This window comes from Sporosarcina sp. PTS2304 (assembly GCF_003351785.1).
Taxonomy (GTDB): Bacteria; Bacillota; Bacilli; order Bacillales_A; family Planococcaceae; genus Sporosarcina.
In genome coordinates this window covers 2,223,440-2,246,112 of record NZ_CP031230.1, presented here as the reverse complement: position 1 = coordinate 2,246,112, position 22,673 = coordinate 2,223,440, and the positions used below count along the sequence as shown (strand labels likewise).

General features: G+C 39.1%; 19 protein-coding genes. 12 read left to right on the top strand and 7 right to left on the bottom strand.

Annotated features, from left to right (window positions below):
* Positions 1-304: 304 nt before the first annotated feature.
* Together DV702_RS10740 and DV702_RS10735 are read left to right on the top strand one after the other, a co-directional pair.
* The gene (locus DV702_RS10740; RefSeq protein WP_114924753.1) at positions 305-1,066 is read left to right on the top strand and encodes an ABC transporter ATP-binding protein; all 762 of its coding nucleotides are present in this window, start codon (positions 305-307) and stop codon (positions 1,064-1,066) included.
* A complete protein-coding gene (locus tag DV702_RS10735; protein ID WP_114924752.1) occupies positions 1,056-2,993 on the top strand; it encodes an ABC transporter permease in 1,938 nt (645 codons plus the stop codon). The genes DV702_RS10740 and DV702_RS10735 overlap by 11 nt, the downstream gene beginning before the upstream one ends.
* 183 nt (positions 2,994-3,176) lie before the next feature.
* Here the strand turns inward: DV702_RS10735 and DV702_RS10730 are convergent, their stop codons facing one another.
* The 4 genes from DV702_RS10730 to DV702_RS10715 form a co-directional block, all read right to left on the bottom strand.
* Positions 3,177-3,779: a TetR/AcrR family transcriptional regulator gene (locus DV702_RS10730; RefSeq protein WP_162805783.1), complete on the bottom strand. Its 603-nt coding sequence runs from the start codon at positions 3,777-3,779 to the stop codon at positions 3,177-3,179.
* A 132-nt stretch (positions 3,780-3,911) separates the two neighbouring features.
* Positions 3,912-5,249, bottom strand: coding sequence for an MATE family efflux transporter (locus tag DV702_RS10725; protein ID WP_114924750.1), 1,338 nt, complete (start codon positions 5,247-5,249; stop codon positions 3,912-3,914).
* A complete protein-coding gene (locus DV702_RS10720; RefSeq protein WP_114924749.1) occupies positions 5,246-5,713 on the bottom strand; it encodes a GNAT family N-acetyltransferase in 468 nt (155 codons plus the stop codon). Before DV702_RS10720 ends, DV702_RS10725 begins: the two co-directional genes overlap by 4 nt.
* A gap of 85 nt (positions 5,714-5,798) precedes the next feature.
* Positions 5,799-6,359 carry a TetR/AcrR family transcriptional regulator gene (locus DV702_RS10715; protein WP_114924748.1) on the bottom strand — a complete coding sequence of 187 codons (561 nt, stop codon included), beginning with the start codon at positions 6,357-6,359 and terminating at the stop codon, positions 5,799-5,801.
* 206 nt (positions 6,360-6,565) lie between these two features.
* Between DV702_RS10715 and DV702_RS10710 the strand changes: the two genes are divergently transcribed.
* From DV702_RS10710 to DV702_RS10670, 9 genes are all read left to right on the top strand, one after another.
* Positions 6,566-7,999, top strand: coding sequence for an NAD(P)H-binding protein (locus tag DV702_RS10710; protein ID WP_114924747.1), 1,434 nt, complete (start codon positions 6,566-6,568; stop codon positions 7,997-7,999).
* Between the two features lie 1,101 nt (positions 8,000-9,100).
* Positions 9,101-10,216: a cupin domain-containing protein gene (locus DV702_RS10705; RefSeq protein ID WP_114924746.1), complete on the top strand. Its 1,116-nt coding sequence runs from the start codon at positions 9,101-9,103 to the stop codon at positions 10,214-10,216.
* A 213-nt stretch (positions 10,217-10,429) separates the two neighbouring features.
* Entirely contained in the window at positions 10,430-11,440 is a 1,011-nt protein-coding gene (locus DV702_RS10700) for a LacI family DNA-binding transcriptional regulator (RefSeq protein ID WP_114924745.1), read from the top strand.
* Positions 11,441-11,483: 43 nt separating this feature from the next.
* A complete protein-coding gene (locus DV702_RS10695; protein WP_162805782.1) occupies positions 11,484-12,191 on the top strand; it encodes an alpha/beta fold hydrolase in 708 nt (235 codons plus the stop codon).
* 17 nt (positions 12,192-12,208) lie between these two features.
* Complete coding sequence (locus DV702_RS10690; RefSeq protein WP_114924743.1) at positions 12,209-13,066, top strand: class II fructose-bisphosphate aldolase; 858 nt, start codon at positions 12,209-12,211, stop codon at positions 13,064-13,066.
* A 14-nt stretch (positions 13,067-13,080) separates the two neighbouring features.
* Complete coding sequence (locus DV702_RS10685) at positions 13,081-13,875, top strand: HpcH/HpaI aldolase family protein (RefSeq protein ID WP_114924742.1); 795 nt, start codon at positions 13,081-13,083, stop codon at positions 13,873-13,875.
* Between the two features lie 32 nt (positions 13,876-13,907).
* On the top strand, positions 13,908-14,942 hold the full coding sequence (locus tag DV702_RS10680) for a TRAP transporter substrate-binding protein (protein ID WP_114924741.1): 1,035 nt from the start codon (positions 13,908-13,910) through the stop codon (positions 14,940-14,942).
* Between the two features lie 34 nt (positions 14,943-14,976).
* Positions 14,977-15,597: a TRAP transporter small permease gene (locus tag DV702_RS10675; RefSeq protein WP_162805781.1), complete on the top strand. Its 621-nt coding sequence runs from the start codon at positions 14,977-14,979 to the stop codon at positions 15,595-15,597.
* Positions 15,594-16,883: a TRAP transporter large permease gene (locus tag DV702_RS10670; protein WP_114924739.1), complete on the top strand. Its 1,290-nt coding sequence runs from the start codon at positions 15,594-15,596 to the stop codon at positions 16,881-16,883. Before DV702_RS10675 ends, DV702_RS10670 begins: the two co-directional genes overlap by 4 nt.
* Before the next feature lie 1,101 nt (positions 16,884-17,984).
* On the opposite strand, the gene DV702_RS10665 is transcribed toward DV702_RS10670, so the two are convergent.
* On the bottom strand, positions 17,985-19,730 hold the full coding sequence (locus DV702_RS10665) for a GMC family oxidoreductase (protein ID WP_114924738.1): 1,746 nt from the start codon (positions 19,728-19,730) through the stop codon (positions 17,985-17,987).
* Between the two features lie 17 nt (positions 19,731-19,747).
* Positions 19,748-20,578, bottom strand: coding sequence for a gluconate 2-dehydrogenase subunit 3 family protein (locus tag DV702_RS10660; protein WP_114924737.1), 831 nt, complete (start codon positions 20,576-20,578; stop codon positions 19,748-19,750).
* Between the two features lie 402 nt (positions 20,579-20,980).
* Here DV702_RS10660 and DV702_RS10655 point away from each other — a divergent pair, with 402 nt between their 5' ends.
* On the top strand, positions 20,981-21,493 hold the full coding sequence (locus DV702_RS10655; protein WP_114924736.1) for a flavin reductase family protein: 513 nt from the start codon (positions 20,981-20,983) through the stop codon (positions 21,491-21,493).
* 108 nt (positions 21,494-21,601) lie between these two features.
* Here the strand turns inward: DV702_RS10655 and DV702_RS10650 are convergent, their stop codons facing one another.
* Positions 21,602-22,486, bottom strand: coding sequence for an amidase (locus tag DV702_RS10650; RefSeq protein ID WP_114924735.1), 885 nt, complete (start codon positions 22,484-22,486; stop codon positions 21,602-21,604).
* Positions 22,487-22,673 lie beyond the last annotated feature (187 nt).

Here is a 22,673-nt window from a genome sequence, read left to right as displayed (position 1 = left end):
AAAGTAAGTGAAGTGATAGAAAGATGAGAGCGACTTGTGATGGTTGGATGGAGTGAAGCTGACTTAGAGTGTCCTGCGGCTTGCGCTTCCAGACGATACGCTTTCCGGAGGGGACATCGTCCAGTTCTGTAGGGAGAATCCTAACGAGTACACCACTTTACTACACCACAAAAGAAGAATCACTTATCCTATATCAATTCGAGGCATGTGACGATAATGTCACATGCTTTTTCAAATTGTCATATGAAAGGCAGGAGAGAGTCATAATAATTCTTTACAATAGAAGTAACGAGGAGTGATGGATATGGTAATTTTACAAGCAATGAAAGTGTATAAAACATACGGAACGAAATTCAACAAAACAGAAGTATTGAGTGCGCTGGATCTAGAAGTGAAGAAAGGTGAGTTCGTTACTATTATGGGAGCTTCAGGTTCTGGCAAAACGACATTGCTGAATGTCCTTTCATCTATTGATAGAGTAAGCCAAGGAACGATTAGTATCGAAGGACAAAACATCGATGCAATGAAAGAAAAACAAATGGCGGAATTCCGTAAGCGACATTTGGGCTTTATTTTTCAAGACTATAATTTACTAGATACATTGACGGTTAAAGAAAATATTCTTTTGCCGCTGTCTGTACAAAAGTTGGCGAAGAAAAGAGCGAACGAAAAGTTTCATGCCGTAGCAGAAGATTTAGGCATAACAGAGCTCGCGAATAAATATCCGAACGAACTATCGGGCGGTCAAAAACAACGGACATCTGCGGCACGAGCATTCATCCATGATCCATCTATTATTTTTGCGGATGAGCCAACAGGAGCACTTGACTCGAAAGCAGCGTCTGATTTGTTGAATAAGCTGAGCGATTTGAACACAAAGCGTAACGCTTCCATTGTGATGGTCACTCACGATCCGCTAGCTGCCAGTTTCAGTCAGCGTGTAGTATTCATTAAAGACGGACAAATCTACACGCAACTCTATAAAGGAGACCAAACACGCAACGCATTTTTTAATGACATTATTAAAACGCAAGGTGTGCTAGGCGGGGTGCAACATGACAGTTAATCAATTAATTTTCCGCAATATCAAGAAAAATCTCAAGCATTATTATGTCTATATATTTGCGTTGATTTTTAGTGTAGCGCTGTATTTTTCATTTGTCACACTGCAATTTGATCCAGCGATGGACGAGACGACGGGCGGGGTAAAAGGCGCGGCAGCTATGAAATCAGGTTCGATTTTACTCATTATTATTGTCTCAGTGTTTTTATTGTATGCAAATAATTTATTTATTAAGCGACGTAGTAAAGAGATCGGTTTATTTCAGTTGATCGGTATGACGAAAGGAACAGTTTTCCGTATACTAAGCATCGAAAATTTCATCCTTTATATTTGCTCCCTCATTATGGGGATGTTTTTAGGTTTTTCTATGTCGCGATTATTAATGATGATTTTGTTTAAAGTAACTGGTGTAGACGATGTAGCCACATTACGTTTTTCTTCTGAAGCATTCATTCAGACACTCATCGTCTTTGCCGCAATTTATGTACTGATTTTACTTATGAACGCTATTTTCATTCGTAGACAAAGTATTTTATCCCTTTTCCGCGTAACTTCGGTAGCGCAACAACGAGTGAAAAAAATGAACGCATTCCAAATAGTTCTTGGTATCATCGGGATTGTGCTTATTGTTTTTGGCTATTATTTATCGTCTCGGTTATTCAGCGATTTATTCGTCGGAAATCAATTATTTCTTGCGATGATCACAATATTGGCATCTGTTATTGTAGGTACGTATTTATTTTATAAAGGCTCGGTTAGTTTTATTTTCAATATCATACGAAAGCATAAAGATGGTTATTTGAATGTCAATGATGTATTGTCTTTATCTTCAATCATGTTCCGAATGAAGTCGAATTCTTTTTTATTGATGATTATTACGACATTATCTGCGCTTTCTATTGCGTTATTATCGCTTAGTTATATTACGTATTATTCTGTAGAAAAAACGATAGAACGTAGTATACCAGCTGATTTTTCTATATTAACTGACCATGCAAACCAATTTACCACGGAACTTACGAATAGCGGGATAGACCATTCAGCTACAACAATCGATTTTCTGTATGTCAGAGTTAATTTATCCGATGTATTGTCGGTATCTTCGGAGAATATAGGTATTGATTTTAAAAACACAGATATAATCGTTGTGAGCGATCAGGTAGTCGACCAATTGAAAGTGGAAGAAACAGATGTGTATTTAGTAAACCAACATGATTTATTTAAAAATATTATGCAGGTCAAAGATCAAGGTCATATTGTTTTTGCAGGCGCAACTGAAAGCTATGATCTAGTGTATAAAGGCATACAAGATTTGTCTATATTACCGACTAGAGCGACAGGCGCATTTCCAATAGCAGTTGTTAACGATAAGGTGTATCAACAGATGCAAACTAATATAGACCCGGAACTTTATTCGGAGTTTACGCAGTATACCGGTGTGACGATTAAAAACCCTGAAGATATTGTAAAGGCGGATAGTATTTTCCGTGATACAGAAATTACCATTTGGGCAGGGAACGAATCAAAATCTGAAGAACGTTCTAAACAGAAACAAGCGGTTGGTGTCATCATGTTTATCGTAGGGTTCTTAGGTCTAGCATTCCTCATCACATCCGGCTGCATTCTTTACTTTAAACAAATGGACGAAAGTGAAGATGAAAAAGCGAATTATACGATTCTCCGGAAACTAGGCTTTACCCAATCAGACTTATTAAAAGGTATTCAACAAAAACAGTTATTCAACTTTGGGATTCCGTTGCTAGTCGGCCTATGCCACAGCTATTTTGCAGTAAAATCAGGATGGTTCTTATTCGGAACAGAAATGCTGACACCTATGCTTATTGTTATGTGTATTTACACGGTGTTGTACTCAATATTCGGTATATTGTCTGTACTGAATTACAAGCGAGTCATTAAAGAATCTTTATAAAATAGCATGCTTAATGATTAACTATATGATGTATAATCCATTTATGTAATAGTGAAGTAGATGATAGAAATAAGCGGGCGACTTTGTTGGTAATACAGTAATGATTAGTAGTTAAAATAAAATAGGCAGAGAAAACCGAGTGCGTTTTCTCTGCCTGTTTGTGTTAATACATTTTATAATTTATTAATTGGATAAATCTTTACGCAATCCACATAAAAATAAATCTGACACTTCTTGAGCGAGCATATCTGGTGTTTTTTCATTTGTCCATAGTTTAGTCACCGTTAACCGTTCTATTGCGCCAAGTAGAGAACAAGCTACAGTTCTCATATCAATGGATGCACGAAAATAACCAAGTTCTGCTTCTTCGATAAGATTTTGTTCGATTTGTTTCGCCATATAATCTTTAATATCATAAGAATCCTCTGAATGGATGAAACCAATTCTGGCGATGTGCTTATTTGTCTCGAATAATTGAAAAAGCTCCAGTAGATTTTGTTTAATACGTTCCTGTGCCGACAGTGTATCGAGATTCTGTTGCAATTTACTATTTTGGGTCAAAGTGGCTAATCTTTCTTTAAAATTGTCTACTAACTCTTTGAAGATGGATTCTTTATTTTTAAAATATAAGTAAAATGTAGGTTGGGTTACATTAGCTGCTTTGACAATCGTGCTAATCTTTGTTTCATAATATCCATTTTGTGCAAATTCCTTCGCAGCGATATTCAATAGTAACTCTCGACTTTTTGCACCATCCGCACCGATTTTTCGTCCTCTTTTGCTCAATTGAATCAACTCCGAATTTTGTATAATTGTGAATACTTATGCCTCCTACTATTATCTTTCAAACGAAGTAAATTGTAAAACAAATGATACTTTAAGATAATGTTTTCTAAATATATTACTCCGTCTTTTTATCTAAGAAGTTTTCATAACATTTCGCTGATAGAGAATGATTCCTATAAATACGAGCAATTCGGACGCGGGAATTGATAACCAAATACCATAAATACCAAAAAAGTGTGGTAAGACAAGCAAAAATAGTAGCATAACGATAATTTCACGAGAAGCCGTAATCCATGTAGCCATGCGAACGATTCCGACCGACTGATAATAGGTCATCATCACTAAGTTACTTCCGGTAAATAAATACGCAATAAAGAAGAGTGTAATTCCCGTAGTAGCCATGTCTCTAACTTCTTGTGGGAAATCGCCGAAAATGGATACGATGGAACCAGCAGTGATTTGACTAATAAAGAAAAAGAACACACCAGCCAGTAGAGCGGTAAGTAAAGCCATTTTCATCGTCGCACGTTGGCGTTCGTAGTTCCGAGAACCGTGATAATAACTAATTAATGGCTGTATCGCTCCACCCATTCCGATAAATAGCATGAGCATCACACTATGTACGTAATTTAAAATAGTAAAAGCTGCTACACCTTCTGTACCAGCCATTCGTTCGAAAGCGATATTATGTGAAATAGTAAAAACAGAAATACCGACTTCAGATAAGAAACTAGGGAAACCGATAAAAAGAATAGCGAGAAATATTTTCTTATTAAATGAAAAACGAATCAGCTTGAGATTATTGTTTTTCTTAAAAAAATGTGTAAGCAATACGATCATTCCGATGAAAGAAGCTATAATTGTAGCTAACGCAGCGCCTTTTACGCCATAATCGAGTACAAATAAAAACACATAATCCAAAATAATATTGATAATAGACGTTGTTGCTAATCCAATCATCGCTAAATTAGGTGCTCCATCGTTTCGAACGAATATGCTAAACGTGTTTTCAACAGTAATAACAAATCCGAAAAGTAAAATAACCCATAAATAATCAGCGACATACGGGAAAGTCGTTTCATTCGCTCCTAATGCGTATGCCAATGGGTTTCTGAATAGAAAAGCGATGATTCCGATGACGAGTGTAAAGAGAAAGATAGATAAAATAGCGTGTGTAAAAATAGTACGAGCTGAAGCCGTATCTTTTGCCCCCATCGCCATAGAATATTTTGTTGCTGCTCCAATTCCGATCCATAGCGAAAGAGCGAAAAAAATAGTGAAAGCTGGAACCGCAATTCCGATTCCAGCTAATGCATCAGCACCTAAACGGTGACCGACCATAATTCCATCGGCTACAATATTGATGGCCATCAATAGCATCCCGATAGTAGAAGGTATTAAATACCGTAAAAAAATACGTCCGACAGGCTCGGTATCTAATAGCGTTAATTTTGAAGATACAGCACTCATTGTAAAGGACTCCTCTTAAGGTCTAATTCCATAATTAAGCAAGGAAATTCTCCTAGATCATCTATTTCTCCATTTAATCTAAAACCAAACTTCTCATAAAGCGTCTGTGCTTTAGTATTATCGGGATAAATACTTAAATAAATTGTTTCACATTGATAAATTGTTTCCATTTTCGACAGAAGAAGTCCGAGAAAGCGACTAGCGTAGCCTTTGCCTTGGAAGTGTTGATCGATCATAAAACGGTCTAACCAAACCTTGCCTGAAGTCTTGTCACGTCCATGCATCGCATAACCGACAAGTTCTTCTCCATCATATAATCCAACTGATTTCCATTCTGGTTCAAACTTTGATTGGGCTAAAGAGAAAGAGTTGCTTTCAATAAAATTTTTCTGGCTTTCGTGAACTGATAAATAGGCAACTTCTTGCCAATTTTCATTCGTTACCTCACATGCGTGGAGGCTCATAATTCCATCTCGCTTTCAATTAGTTGTAAAACAAAAAAACGTAAACTGTTTTTCGAGTTTATTTAGACAAGATTCACTATTTTTTTTAATTAGAATCTTTCTTAATGAATCCAAATAGAAGTATTTCTACGATTGAATCCATCGCTTCCGTTACTGTAATACTGTTGTCATAGAAAAACTTTCGATCCAATGTTGAATTAGTTGCATCGATAATTAGCTTCATCAACAAGGAGACGTTTTGGTCTGCGATTAAGCCTTCGCGAATTCCTTGTTCGATTAACCCGCGTAAGTCATCCCACTCATTTAATGCGACATGGACACGTTCCCATTGTGCCGGATGAGTTTTTTGCATTTGATCGAGAATTTGCCAGTTATAGAAGTCGTTATAATTCGGTACGACCATAATAACCTTTTTAATCTTATCGATGAGTGGCAAGTCAGGGTCTTGGATAATCAGAGCAGTCTTATCATCAAATTCCTGTAATGTAGAATCAATAATCGCATCTAAAATTTCTGTTTTTGAAGAAAAGTGTTCGTATAACGTACGCTTACTGATACCAAGACGTTTTGCTAAATCGTCCATCGTAAATTTCATACTTGTCTCGTGAATTTCTTCTAGAAAAGCCTTCATAATACGTGCTTTCATTTATCATCCGCCTAACATTATATACATATGTAAAACTAAAGAAACAAAAATAGTTTTCCTAGTTCTGTTTAAGTATACGAATTTTCGACAACGAATGCAACAATCTACTCCTTTCTCTGTAAATACTTTGTTGAATAGGCTTATATACCTCGTATTTGGGGTAACTTCCAAGTATACGGACATGAAACAGAGAGGGTGAAATAGGCATGGGAGAGAGAAAATTAGTAATAGCGGTTGCGGGGGCCAGTGGATATATTGGCAATAATCTTTTGAAGAAACTAAAAGGAAAAGCGAAAGTCATAGCGCTTTCTCGTAACGGTGATTCACGTGAAAATACAGAAAATGTGGAATGGCGATCTTGTGATTTATTTTCTATGAAAGATGCCGAGAAGAGTTTAGCAGGTGCAGATATTGCGGTGTACTTAGTTCACTCGATGTTGAAGTCAGCTAAACTGGCGCAAGGTACATTTGAAGATATGGATGTCATTTTAGCAGATAACTTTGCTCAAGCTGCAAGTAAACAAGGGATTAAGCAAATCGTTTATTTAGGTGGAATTATTCCAGATGAGGATGTAGATCATCTATCTCGACATTTAAAGAGTAGATTGGAAGTAGAGCGGATCCTCCGTTCATATGATGTGCCTGTCACAGCACTGCGAGCAGGTCTCATCGTCGGACCAAAAGGTTCATCATTTCCGATTCTATCGAAACTTGTTAGACGTTTACCTATGATGATTCTTCCGAAATGGACTCGTTCGAATACTCAGCCTGTCGCATTAGATGACGTATTACAATCATTAACTTCATTGATTTTAGACTTTGAGCCTGCGCAACGCTCTATAGATATCGGTGGTCCTGAAGTGATGACGTATAAGTCTATGATGGAGAAGACGGCTGAAGTAGTAGGCAAGAAATCGAGAATGGTTGATGTACCGTTTTTTACGCTTAGCTTATCGCGTCTATGGTTGAGACTGGTGACTCAAACTCCGAAAGAGATTGTTTATCCATTAGTAGAAAGCTTGAAACATCCAATGGTTGTCAGTCCGGCGAATTATGTAAAAGGTATAAGTGACGGCAAGATTCCATTTCTGCAGGCAGCTAGAGAAGCACTTGAAGTAGAGGCGATGGATAAACAAAAGCCTGTTAAGAAACCATCAATTGGTCCGTTAAAGCAAGATGTACGCTCAGTTCAGCGTATTGAATTACCAAATGGATGGACTGCTGACGAATCTGCTCGCTATTACGTAAAATGGCTAGAAAGTTTCTTGAATCCGTGGGTGAAGACAGATGTAGATGATCAGTTAAATTGTAAAATTGGATTTCTTGGAGATCGAACGCTATTGGAATTGAGCTACTCTGCAGAACGCAGCACTCCTGACCGTTCGCTCTATTATATTACAGGTGGTTTATTGATGGATCCGGACTCCAATGAACGTGGAAGAATGGAGTTCCGTAAAGTTCCCGGCTCAAATGGTGTCATTATTGCGATCCATGATTATTTACCATCGATACCATGGTTCGTGTATTATGTGACACAAGCAAATATGCATGCGTTTGTTATGGAAAGTTTCCGTCGACATATGCATCGATTGAGTATAAGTAAAAAAGGGCGTATGGAAGCTGCGGCCGCACATTTATAATGAAATAAAAATCCAGAACATTAGTAAATAATACTAGTGTCCTGGAATTTTTATTGTCTCTACTAAACTTGGATATTACTGAGTCTAACGATAAGTATATAGCTGTAAACTACATAAACCCGACAGTATGCGCTTGTTCGTCATATTGCGTCTAGTTCATGAAAGGAGAAGATTGAATGTGGTGAGGCTGACTTGAAGAGTCATGCGGCTTGCGCTTCCAGACGATACGCTTTCCGGAGGGGACGCGGCGGACCTCGCAAAAGGGCGTTGCGAGTTACGCCTGTCGTCCTTAATCCTCCCGGAGTCGATCGTCTTCCAGCTTCAGCCGTACTTTGTGTGTGCAAGACAGGTTGATCACTCTTTGTAGGTAGTGAAAGACTAACTAAATAGACTTGTCTGATACAATGCGACTGTTTTTGAAGTTAGATAGTGGTGAAGTGTTGCTAGCTACTATGACTGTTTCGATGAACTGAGTGGTCAAAGCAATGACTCTATGTGCATTCAATCAGGCAATCCATAGCTCTACCCACACTGATCAAGAAGCGGAACTTACCATACTCTATTTCTGGCCGAACACCAACTGACTTACGAACAAAAATTCAAGGATTCTCCCGGAAGAACCGGCGACTCCTGGAGGATCAGTGCGACAGGCGTAATCGCCAATGCACTTCTGGCGAGTCCGCCGCGCACCCTCAGGAAAGCGTCCGGTTCTGTAGGGAGAATCCTCATACGTACACCATTTTTCTGCACCACTAAAGGAGAAGTCACTTACCCACTCAAACTTATGGACAAACACCAACCGACTTACTGACGCAATCTATACAGCTACTTGTCATAAACACCTCATTTCCAAAAGTCAATTCCTTTCATCAAATAACCAGCAGAATTAAGCAAACATCATCATCATTCACCTTAAGTAAACCTTTACATTTACATCGTATAATATACTTAATATTGGTCTTTACATAAGTTTAAAGACCTAAATATCAATTTTTTTAAAAAAACTATTGTAAACCTTTACATTTGGTTTTACAATAGGATTCAGACAACTCGGAAAAGTATACACTTTCGAGAAAAACAAACTTCAGGAGGCAAAATAATATGACGAAACAATTAATGACTAAAGAAGAAATAGCTAAAAGAGTAATTCGCAAAGAGGATTTTGTGGCGGATAAAGCTGCATTTATCGATGCGAAAACACCTGGTTCAGATAAAAAAGAAAATTATTGCATTATTGGTCCTGGAGTATCTGAAAGTGGTACGGCAGTTATTAACTTAAAAGAGCCACATGGTTTTAACGTGGGGGCGGCAGCTATGCCAAATGGTTGTGTAAACTCTCTTCACTTACACCAAACAGCTGAAGTATTTATAGTGGCAAGAGGAACTTGGCGCTTTATTTGGGGAAATGAAGGTACCGACGGAGAAGCGGTTCTAAACGCGGGTGACGTTATTTCATTACCGATTCATATTTTCCGCGGATTTAAAAATATCGGTTCTGATGATGGCTTCTTATTCTCTGTGTTAGGTGAAGATGATCCGCAAAGCGTTACATGGGGACCGCAAGTACTACGTGATGCAAAAGGTCACGGACTAGTATTGATGGAAGATGGTCGTCTCATTGATACTTCAAAAGGTATGGAAATTCCTGAAGGCGTTGACGTGATTAAGCCTACCCCTCAAGAAGAATTAGATGCTTTACGTAAAGTATCACAGGAAGAAATGGAATCACGTGTGTTCTGGTTTGAAAATCGCGTTCCTGACGAAGACGCTTTCTTAGATAGCCGTTCTGAAGGCGGCAAGAAATTAACATACGGAATTATTGGGCATGGTATTGCTACAGATGTTAACCGTCCTTCGATCGTCAACAATGAACATTCATTTGGACTTGAGTTAATCGAAGCAGAGCCTGGAAATGGATTAAATAAATTTAGCCAACCCACACCACAAGTTCTAATTGTCTACAAAGGCGAATGGAAAGTGACTGTTGAAAGTGCAGATGGAGAAGAGTTTGAAGTCGTCTTGACTGAGAAAGATGTATTCTCTGTTCCTAAAGATCATATGAGAAGCATTAAAAATGTAGGTGATGATACTGGTTTCCTTTATATTGCAAGTGGTGGAGACGAGTGGACTGCACTTGATTGGTCTGAAGAAGTAATTGAAGATGCGAAAAAGCATAATTTAGAATTAGACGAAGAAGGAAAGTTAGTTAAGAAGTAATTCTTTAACTATGCAAAAAGGTAATTGTCTTTGAATCGCGTCATTGACAATTACCTCTTTGAATAGATGATTTACTGTTTATATAAATCTTTCTTTATTAGTATCAGACGTTGTTTTTAATTTTGGTAGGATTATAATAGTTATGGTTTGTATCTACTATTATTTTCCTGAAGCTTGAATTAGACAACTCATGTAAAGAAAGGAATCATCATTATGGTAAATATTTTTGATGTGGCAAAATTGGCTAATGTTTCCATTGCCACTGTTTCCAGAGTGACTTCAAATAAAGAAGGCGTGAATGAAAAGACACGAGCTTCTGTAATAGAAGCAATGGACAAGCTTGGATATCGTCCTAACACAGCAGCAAGAACACTTAGAATGGCCAAAAGCAATATTATTATTGTGTTAATGCTTAATATTAAAAACTCTTTTTACTCAGAGTATATTAGAGGGTTGGAAGAAGTGGCTCGTGAATCCGGCTACTTTTTACTGATTGGCAGTACAAATGGCGATAAAGAAAAAGAGAATAACTATTTGGAACTAATTCAAGATAGTAGAGTAGATGGAGTGATTTTGACGACGGCAGGAATTATGGATGAAAAAGCTGTACAGAAAATCAATGAAAACAGTCCGACTGTTTTGACCTTTGACTATGTGTTGGATCCGCACATTCCTTCCATTTCAATTGACAATGAAAGTGCCAGCCGAAAGATTACCAATCATTTAATCAGTCTTGGTCATGAACGAATTGCACATATTACTGGTCATATGGAACGTATCCAGAGTCAAACCCGTTTGAATGGTTATAAACAAGCGCTTTCCCAACACAACCTCGAGATTAATGAATCGCTCATTCAGGAAGGTGGATATTTATTCGAAGATGGCTATCGGGCAGCGTCAAAATTGCTAAGTTTTGATCAGCCGCCTACTGCGATATATGGAGGAAATGACAGCCTCGCTATTGGTGCGCTAAAAGCTATCCATGAAGCAGGTTTACGAGTACCGGAAGATGTTGCACTTGTTGGCTTTGATGATTTAGATATCGCACACTATACGACACCTAGTTTAACGACGATTCATCAACCGCGTTATGAAATTGGTAAACGGGCGATGACTTTACTGTTGCAAAAAATAAATAAAGAAACGATTAGTAAATCACATATTATTCTTGAAGATGAATTAATCATTCGGGAATCTTGTGGTCATAAGCTAACGATGAAATGACGAAAGATGTATGAAGTTTACATCTGATCATAGGAGGATATGTATGACTGCGAAAGTTCCACTGGTTTTGCTTCCGGGGACTTTATGTGACTCTGAGTTATGGTCGCATCAAGTCACCAACTTATCAGATATTGCTGATGTACAAATAGGAGTTATAACAAAACATTCGACAATAGAAGAAATTGCAGCAGATGTTTTACGAAAAGCACCTCCGCAATTTGCTTTAGCTGGACTGTCGCTTGGTGGAATTGTGGCGATTGAAATGATGCGTCAAGCACCTGACAGAATTCTGAAATTGGCATTGGTCAATACGACAGCTAACCCGCCATTTGAACAACAGCAAAAGCAATGGGCTGCAACTATGAAAGACGTAGAAGAAGGAAAGTTTATAGAAGTTGTGCAGGAGCAATTCATACCGAATCTGTTTTACAAAGATCATCCTAAAAAGAAAGCATTGCAATCTAAAGCGATGGGGATGGCAGTAAGAGTAGGGGAAGCATCTTATTTGAACCAATTGAAAGCGGTTGCTTCTAAACCTGATGGATTCGAAGTATTGCCTACTATAGCATGCGATACATTATTCGTTGTTGGTAGGGAAGATGCATTATGTACGGTAGAAATACATGAAAAAATGCATACAATCATACCACATTCTCGTCTCGTAATTGCTGAAGAATGCGGTCATTTATCACCTATGGAACAACCTGAACTTGTTACAGGTGCTATGAGAGAATGGCTTACAAATGTCTAAAGAAATGATGTGAGATAGTGCTTGTAAATACAAACGATATATTACTTCATGCACAAAAAAACCGTTATGCTGTTGCAGCATTCAGTGTCTACAATATGGAAACCGTCCAGGCTGCCGTAAATGTAGCCGAACAAGAGCAGCATCCAGTAATCTTAGCTGTGGGTGAACGCTATTTTTCTACAGTGGATATTGAAGGATTGTCCAGCATGATACGAACGTTAGCGCATAATTCATCGATACCGATTGCGCTTCATTTAGATCATGCGTACAAAAAAGAATCTATCCTTCGAGCGATTCGAAATGGGTTTACTTCAGTCATGTTTGATGGTTCCCCACATCCCTACGAAGAGAATGTCCGCCTGACGAAAGAAATGACAGAAATTGCGCATTTGGCAGGCGTTTCCATTGAAGCGGAAATTGGATCTCTAGCTAGAGGGGCATTTTCAGATGAAGAAGAAGGTAGTGGAACACTAACCGATCCTAATTTAGCTGAAGAATTTGCTAAAGAGACGGAAGTGGACTTTTTAGCCGCTGCTATCGGCACTGTTCACGGGTTAAACATAACGGAACCTGCTATTGATCTGGGTTTATTAGAAAAGATAAACGATAAAGTAGATGTCCCGCTCGTCCTGCACGGTGGTTCTGATACATCTGAAGAGATGTTGAAGGAAGTGATCAAACGGGGAATTTGCAAAATAAATGTCAATACAGATGTTTCGATTGTAGCTATGAACTTCTTAACAGAAGCACTGTCAAAAGGTTCATACTCACATCTTTCCAATGTGATGGAAGACATGCAAAAAGAGATGGAAAAGTATATGTCCAACATAGTAAGAGTGTTTAAAGGGGACTATACGTCTGATAAATCAAAATAAGGCGGTCTTAATATATGCTAAGAAAAGATGAAGTTTTTAAAAATAAAACAAAAGCAATGTTAAAAGAAAATAAAAAAACTATAGGTTCTTGGTTGCAACTGGCTAGTCCGATGTCTGCGGAAATCATTGCAAAGGCTGGATTTGACTGGGCAATGATTGATATGGAACATGGACCTGGTGACATTATGACGTTGATCAATCAATGCCAGGCGCTCAATGCTTACGATGTAGAACCGCTTGTTAGAGCGCCGTGGAATGATAAAGTGATCATTAAAAAAATCTTGGATGCTGGGGTAACTGGAATTTTAGTTCCTTACGTCGGTACCGCTGAAGAAGCCAAAGAAGTAGTAGCAGCAGCGATGTATCCTCCAACAGGCGTCCGAGGAATTGCGCCAAGCCCACGTGCAGGCGGTTTCGGTATGAACGACTTAAATTACTTACAACATGCGAATGATGAAATGCTCGTCTTGGTTGCTATTGAAACACCAGAAGGCGTAGAAAATGTAGAAGAAATTTTAGCTGTAGAAGGTGTGGACGGTATTTTTGTAGGACCAATGGATTTGGCTACATCAATGGGCCACTTCTGTAATCCAGCGAATGAAGAAGTTCAACAGGCTATCGCTAAAGTAGAAAAGGCTGTAGCTAAAACAGATAAATTCATCGGAACTGTTGCGGGAAGTATTGATCAAGCGATGGCACTTTATGAAAAAGACTATACTTTTGTCGTTGCGATGTCCGATAGTGTGTCCTTAGGAAAGTTAGCGCTTCAGAATATGGCTACTTTCAATGAAAAATATCCAAATCGTTAACTAATACATCTGAAAATGAGAGGGTGAACGTGATGAGAAATATTAAAAGTTTAGTTTGTTTTGCACTTGTCATACTAGTTGGAGGAATTTTAGCAGCATGTGGCGGTGATAGTGCAAAAAACACTAAGGGAGATAAGGATACGGTTGAAATCCAAATTGCTCATGATAGTGGAACGGATCACCCGGCGAATAAAGCATTAGCAGAATTTAAAAAGAATGTTGAAGATAAAAGTGATGGCAAAATTAAAGTGAAAGTATTCCCAGCAGCTCAGCTAGGGACTGTCACGGACACGATGGAACAAACGCGTCGTGGAGATATACAAATGAGTTTTGGCGCATCTACATTATTTTCACAATCCATCCCTGAGTTCGCGATATGGGACAGTTTTTATCTTTTTGATGATGCAGAACATGCGCATCGCGTACTAGACGGTGAAGCTGGAAAGAAATTAATGGAGTCACTTGAAGCGAAAAAACTGACAGGTTTAGGATTCATGGAAATAGGATTTAGAAACTTCTCTAACAATAAGCGTCCGATTGAGAAGATGGAAGATGTAAAAGGACTTAAAATTAGAGGATATAGCCCAATCCAAATTAAAGGATGGGAATCTTTAGGAGTTTCGCTAACAAACTTGGCATGGCCAGAAGTATTCACGTCACTTCAGCAGAACTTGATCGATGGACAAGAAAGTGCGACTACGAGCTTTTACGAAATGAAGTTCTACGAAGCACAAAAATATTGGTCTTTAACGCAACACGTATATACAGACTTCTTATGGTATGCGAACAAAGAATTTATGGATAGTTTATCTGATGAAAATAGACAGTTGATCGAAGAAGAAGCAAAAGCAGCGATTGACAGCGAAAGAGCAATGATCGCTGAAAATGAAGTAGAAACTTTAGAAAAACTTAAAGAAGCAGGCATTAATGTAAATGAAGTTCCTTTAGAGGAAAGACGTAAAATGGGCGAAGTCATGAATGCTGCAGTGAAAAAAGACATCATTGATAAAACTGGACAAGAGTTATATGACTTTGTTATGGAGCAAGTGGAAGCAGAAAGAAAATAACAAATGAAATGACGACATGAGAAGGATGTTTCATATGTCGTCATTTTTATTTACGAATGAAGGGGTTGTGAAAATGATTACTACTTATAAGTGGCTAGACAGAAACTTTGAACCGATTCTAATAGCAATACTATTTTATGTAATGACTACAATCGTTACTGTACAAGTAATTTTACGTTTTGTATTTAATTCAGGATTTTCATGGGCAGAGGAATTGGCAAGATTTTTGTTTGTCTGGCTTATGTATTTTAGTATTTCATATGCAACTCGTAACAATGCGCACATCCGAATTACATTTCTTGTCGATAAATTAAATGAAAAAGCAGTAAAAGTAATGGCTGTTATTGTAGATTTATTATTTATTTTATTTGCTGTTGTTATATTTATTTCAGCATGGAAGATTTGTCAATCGGTAGCAGAGTTCCAAGATAAAGCTGTTACGCTAAATGTTTCGATGAATATTTTGTATGGTGCAGGATTTATCGGGTTTGGACTAATGATTATTAGACTAGTTCAAGGACTCATTTGGAAAGTGAAGAATTTTGCTGGTCCAATGGATCGTTTTGCGAATGAAGGTGGCTTATATACTGGTGGGAATGAAGTTGCATTTTCTCCTAAAGAACAACTAGAGGATAATGGGGGGCAGAAATCATGACGATGCTTTTACTATTTGGTAGTTTTCTTTTATTCCTCTGTATTTCTGTTCCGATTGCCATCGCGATTGGACTCGCCTCTATGGTCACTATTTTTGTTGTTCAACCGGTAAGTATGGAAGCATTTACGCAAACGATGATGCAGTCGCTTAACTCTTTTCCATTGATGGCTGTTCCGTTGTTTACTTTTGCTGGTGATATTATGGGGCGTGGGGGAATTTCCCGTCGACTGCTTAATGTATCCAGTGTGTTTTTCGGTAGAATGACAGGTGGATTAGGTGTAATCTCCATTGTGACGTGTCTATTCTTTGCGGCAATTTCGGGAACAGGTTCCGCTACAGTTGCTGCTATTGGATTAATTATGATTCCGGCAATGGTGGCGAAAAATTACGACAAGACATTTGCAACCTCGTTAGTTGCTACTGCGGGGACGGTAGGTGTCTTAATTCCACCGAGTATTCCGATGATCATTTATGCAGTAGCTGCTGGAGTTTCTGTTACGGGAATGTTCAGTGCCGGGATTGGACCGGGTGTTTTAGTCGGTCTAGCGTTAATCATTTATGTGTTGTATTATGCTAGAAAAAATGATTATAAAGGGGACGACCATAAATATACGTTGAGAGAAGTGTTGGGGATTTTTGTAAATGCTATTCCTGCTCTTCTTATTCCGATTATTATTCTCGGAGGTATTTACGGTGGTATCTTTACTCCGACAGAAGCAGCGGCGATTGCGTGTTTCTACGGAATCTTTGTAAGTGTATTTGTTTACAAAGAAGTCAAAATACTGGATCTTCCTTACATCGCATTTCGGGCGTGTTTGCTAACTGCACCAGTCATTATCATTATTGGAATTTCGTCTGGGTTCGGATTGATCTTAACGATTACAGAAGTTCCAACAGCAATTGCAGATTTCATTTTAAGTATTTCTGCCAATAAAGTGATTATCTTGCTTCTGATTAATGTATTATTATTAATCGTTGGTACGTTTATGGAGACAAATGCAGCGATTATTATATTGACGCCTATCTTATTACCGATCGTGACTGCATTGGGAGTAAATCCTATTCACTTCGGTTTGATCATGATCTTGAACTTGGCTATTGGTTTCATTACTCCGCCTCTAGGGGCTAACTTGTTCATGGCTTCGCAGATTAGTAATACGAAGTTTGAACTGTTGATGAGAGCGATTGTTCCTTGGATTATTGTCATGATTGTTGTGTTATTGCTTGTAACGTTCATTCCGTCCATTTCGTTGTTCTTGCCTAAGCTTTTCAATATTCCTGTATAATTGTAGTTGTTATTTGTAAGAAGAGGCTGTCCGGAAAGTCAGTAATGTCTGATTTTCTGTGATAGCTTCTTTTTTTGAGGTGAAAATATTTGGTGTTTCGTATAGATTGAATGGGTGGTTGGGATTCAACGGATGAGGGTGATGGGAGACGTTAGGGATGTCGTTGCGTTGCGTTTCAGCCGGACGCGTTCAGAAGGGGTCGCGGTGAACCAACCAGTCGCTTTGCTCCTTTGGTTGTTTCACCTGTCGACCTGATCCTTCCTGAGTCGCCGGCCTGCACTTCACTGCACTCTTCAGCTTTCTTTAGGAGAGAGGTTGTAACCGCTGGATTGTTAGTTCTAGATAGTTGGTATTCAACGGATGAGTGATGGGAGACGTTAGGGATGTCGTTGCGTTGCGTTTCAGCCGGACGCGTTCAGAAGGGGTCGCGGTGAACCAACCAGTCGCTTTGCTCCTTTGGTTGTTTCACCTGTCGACCTGATCCTTCCTGAGTCGCCGGCCTGCACTTCACTGCACTCTTCAGCTTTCTTTAGGAGAGAGGTTGTAACCGCTGGATTGTTAGTTCTAGATAGTTGGTATTCAACGGATGAGTGATGGGAGACGTTAGGGATGTCGTTGCGTTGCGTTTCAGCCGGACGCGTTCAGAAGGGGTCGCGGTGAACCAACCAGTCGCTTTGCTCCTTTGGTTGTTTCACCTGTCGACCTGATCCTTCCTGAGTCGCCGGCCTGCACTTCACTGCACTCTTCAGCTTTCTTTAGGAGAGATTTCGACCGTTGGATTGTTAGTTCTAGATAGTTGGTATTCAACGGATGAGTGATGGGAGACGTTGGGGATGTCGTTGCGTTGCGTTTCAGCCGGACGCGTTCAGAAGGGGTCGCGGTGAACCAACCAGTCGCTTTGCTCCTTTGGTTGTTTCACCTGTCGACCTGATCCTTACTGAGTCGCCGGCCTGCACTTCACTGCACTCTTCAGCTTTCTTTAGGAGAGATTTCGACCGTTGGATTGTTAGTTCTAGATAGTTGGGATTCAACGGATGGGGGATGGGAAAGAGTGCTTTTATTATCTTTCTACTCGTGCATATAAAATGTATATTCTATCCGCTAAGCGTTTACGCTAGTTTTTCTTGCTTCTACTAGCGGACCGCGTTCTTTTAAATATTTTTCTACTCCTTCGGCTGCTCGATAGGCAAGGGCGCCTATGGTAGCGGTTGGGTGGTGACTTCCGAATTGAGGGAATGCCGAACCGCCTACGACAAACAAGTTGTCCATATCCCACATTTGCAAGTAATTATTAACGGCAGATGTTTCAGGATCTGCTCCCATTATCACTCCGCCAGCATAATGACCACCTGAATAAATGTGATCGAATTCTTCTGGGACTTCATCTGGATCTACGATATCCGCACCCATTTCTTTCATTATTTCAGTACACTTCTCAATACCGAATTTTGCAATATTGCGATCTTGATCGGTGTAGCGGTTCGTAATACGGAGTAAAGGGTCGCCAAACTCATCTTTGTATGTTGGATCTAAGTCTGTATAATTATGCCACCATGACATGATAGCGGAAGTATACCATGCAATAAGTGAACGGTTTGCGTAGTGAATTGAATTTTTCTTAAACTCCGGGCCCCATCTTGGCGTGCCTTTTGGAACGTGGTTTGTTGCAATGGCTGCATCTCCGTATTGGCGTAATTCTATTCCGCCACCGTGTATGAAGTCTAAATCAGTATGGTCGAAGTTATCACCTGCGAAATCACTCATTGTGCCTCCGAGTGCACCTGCGCCCATGTATAAGTTAAATTTCTTATCTTCAAAAAAGCCTCTTGCACCTAGAAAAGTAATATTGAATTGTCCGTTAAAGTTTCGTCCGATAGTTCCTTTACGCGTAGTAGGATCATATTGCGTACCTATTTCTGAAAGCATTAGCAAGCGGTTGTTTGTGAATGAAAATGCACCAAGTACAACAACGTCTGCAGGTTGTTCATATTCTACTCCCGTACGCGTGTCTGTATACATTACGCCTGTCGCTTTCCCACCACTATGCAATACACGTCGAACAAGTGAATTTGTGCGGATTTCACAATTTCCTGTTTTAATAGCTGTGGGAATGACTGTAGCAAGTGGATCGGATTTGGCTGTGAAATCACATCCATACATAGTGCAATACGAACAGAACATGCATGCATTCAGTTTTTCGCCATCAGGATTTGTATAAGCTTGCGATAGATTCCCGGAAGCGACTTGGAAAGGGTGGTAACCCATTTTCTTCGTTGTATCTTTAAATAAGCGTACAGCCGGTGATTCTAGCATAGGGGGATTCGGATAGTCACTCGAACGTCTATCGCCCAGCGGATCGGGTTCACCAGAAATGCCGGCTGTCTTTTCCCATTTGTCGTAATATGGTTCCATTTCATCATACGTGATACCCCAGTCCTGTATAGTCATACCCTCAGGGATCTTTTCTTTGCCGTAACGTTCAATTGTTTTGGAACGAATTTCGAAGTCATATGCTCTCCAGCGATATGTAGCTCCAGCCCAGTGTACGCTGCCACCGCCTAAATCAGTTCCTGCCATCATTTCTGCACGAGTACGTACGGGAAGAGCAGTGTCTTCCATTGTCACACGAGAAGTAATGGTTTCAGGAGATAAATTTTGCATCATTTCGAAACGATCCGTATAGCGTAATTCATCTTTCACTCCTATATAATCTTGTCGATCTGCTTTTTTTCCACGTTCTAAAGTTACGACCTTATATCCTGCTTTAGCCAGTTCGGCTGAAACGACTCCGCCTGCCCAACCACTGCCTACTACGACAACATCTGCTTTTTTTAATTTTATGGCCATAAAAGTCCCTCCAATGATTAATGTCCTTGATAATTTTTCAAACTAACCGGCTTCATAACGATAAAGTCTTCCTTTTCGATATCTGCAGTGTAACTTGCACGAGGTCCGGGGTATTCTTTCATGCGCCATCCTTCCATATTACGGTTTCCTCCATAGACCGGATCAGCATAAGCCCCTTCAATTGTTGTTTGCAGTAACAGATTAAAAAAAGTAGCCGAAGAAACACCGTTCATTTTCGCTTTTCCTTCATCGAATAATTGAAGAATTTCATCTTGTTGGTCAGGCGATAATTCCGTAAAGCCCATATCAAACGCATCTTTTGAAGTTAATTCCATAGCATGGATGCCTTCTATGAAAATTTCACCTCTAGTCATACGCGTCTGATATCTCGCTGACGGTACAGGTACTTGAGTTTCAGCATTTGGACCTTTGTCTTGTTCTGTGTCTTCCAGGTTTTCATAATCTGCTACACTAGCTGATTGCAAAAAAGGACCGCGCATATATTCCTTGGCGTTCGTGCCCCATTCTCCGGCAAGTTGTCTATCGATAAAATAGGGGACGCCTAATTCGATAGCACCTGGACCTATGCTGTCTTTAGGGAAAAGCCGTTCAGTTGCAGCGGATAAAATATCGAATTCTGCGCTACTACTAAAAAATATTCGGGCTTCTGCTACATTATTCGTTTCATGCACTGTGGCAGGTTCATCCGTCTTTTGCATCTGGTTCGTCAGCAAACCACCAAATAATGAACCACCTACCAAACCGCCAGCTAATAAACCAGTATTTTTCATGAAGTTTCGCCGGCTAATGCCTTTTTGAGTAGCATCAGGATTTTTAGGTTCTGTCACATGAATCTCCTCCTTTATTGTTCAACCTCTTCTTCAGTTGTTCTAGTGGATAGAGAGGTTATGTACGAAAAAAGTAAGCTGCAAAACCAATAGGACGTACCTAGCGATTCGTGCAGCTCACATTTACATGTAGTAGAAAACTACATACAGTATATCTAACTTTATCCTATTTTCATGTATTTAAACGTAGAGTAGAAAGAAAATTTAGAAAATAAGTTTTGTCAATATAATTAGAGTGAAAAAAGACAAGTAACCCATATCTAATTCGATAAAAGCCTTTGAAAAGTTAGGGAAAATGAAGAATGTCATAGGAAGTGCTATGATAGAATGAGTAACGGCTTTTTTAATGAATATCAACATATTCATAATATAATAGCTTATTTATAAAGGAGAGAGTATGTTATGAAAAAAGAGGAACAACAAAATTTATTCAAGGAAATTATGGGGAACTATCCAACAGGAGTAACCGTGGTAACTGCGGTTACAGAGGACGGGACACCTGTAGGATTGACGGTCAATTCGTTTGCTTCGGTGTCGCTAGATCCGATGCTGTTATTATGGTCTATAGATCATAGAGTATCTTCTATAAAAGCGTTTACAGAAGGCGGGAAGTTTGCTGTTCACGTATTGGCTGGAGATCAACAACAACTGTGCAGTACGTTTGCAAGCCGTGTCGAGGATCGTTTCTCTACATGTCAGTGGGAGATGTCTGAAAATGGCGTGCCGGTTATTGAAGACGCGTTTGGCGTGTTTGAATGTAAGACGTTCCAAACTATTGAAGCTGGAGATCATACAATTATTATCGGTGAAGTCGTGAATTTACAAGTGGATAAACAGAAAGATCCGATGTTATATCATCGCAGAGTGTTTGGTTCAGTTCCACCCGTTTTTTATGAACAAGATGGCAAAGCATAATACACCGACAAATTACACATACTATGGTGAATCGACAGGTATGATATATTTACAAAGAAGAGCCGTTTCCCTATTCATGCAGGGAACGGCTCTTCTTGTGTAGGAATTCTACTTGCGTTGCATCCAGCTTTCTAGAGAGTGGATAGCGATTCCTTTAAAGTGATCGCTGTGATTAAATGCTCCTTCGACTTCACGTAAATGGTTGTTCATATAGGCATTTTTTTTACCAAAGAACGTCAGATGATCTCCTTCAGCGGTTTTGCTAGTTTCTGCAGCAATTCGTATATCTTTTCCTACAGATCGTGCGTAATCCACTTCGTTTTGTGATAACGCGATAATTCCGTTACGACCCTTTGCTTTGTTGCGATAGGCCATTACGCTGACACTATCTGAATGATCGATAAGCCATTCAGACAATACTCCTTCTCCAAATGAATTAGAATAGAAAGAAGTATCAAACCAAAAAGCTATATCAACTCCTAAATGCAATCCTAACATTGAAGCTTCTTCTTCAGCATATTGAATCGTTTGTTGAAAATTTTCAATGGTCTTTTGGTTGTCTGATCCCCAACTTGGTAATATGTAAGGTTCAATATCCAAATGTATTCCTGTAAATTGTGCAGTTTTTTCAGAAACGGATTGGTATTTTTCTACCCAACGAAAAAAGTTTTCCACAGGTTGCCGCTTACTTGTCCAATGAGGTGCTCCGTCAAGGGCATGGACTTCAATTCCATAAGATCCTGCTTGTTGTATGAACTTCTGGTAAACGTCGATTGGTAAATCCGTATTTATTTGTAGATAAAGAGTATTAACGTTATTTTTGTCTAGAAATGTTATAAGTTCCCCGGGCTGTTCAATAATTTGGGATGTATGCCATAACCAAGTTGCTTTTGGTTGTTCAACTCGCATAGTTAGCATTGGTTTAAGCCATATAAAGTTAGTAAAGACCAAAACAATCGCTGCCATCCATAGGGAAATTACTTTTTTCGACATGTAAGTAGCCTCGTTTTATAATTTATTTTGCACAGGTATAATTATTTATACCTATATGTTAATTATACAACATTAGTTAGTAATAAATCTAGTATTATATAACTAAAATATTGTTTGTAAGTATACAAGACAATATAGTAATATGGATAAAGAAGTAAAATGTAATAGATCATTTATTGAATGAAGG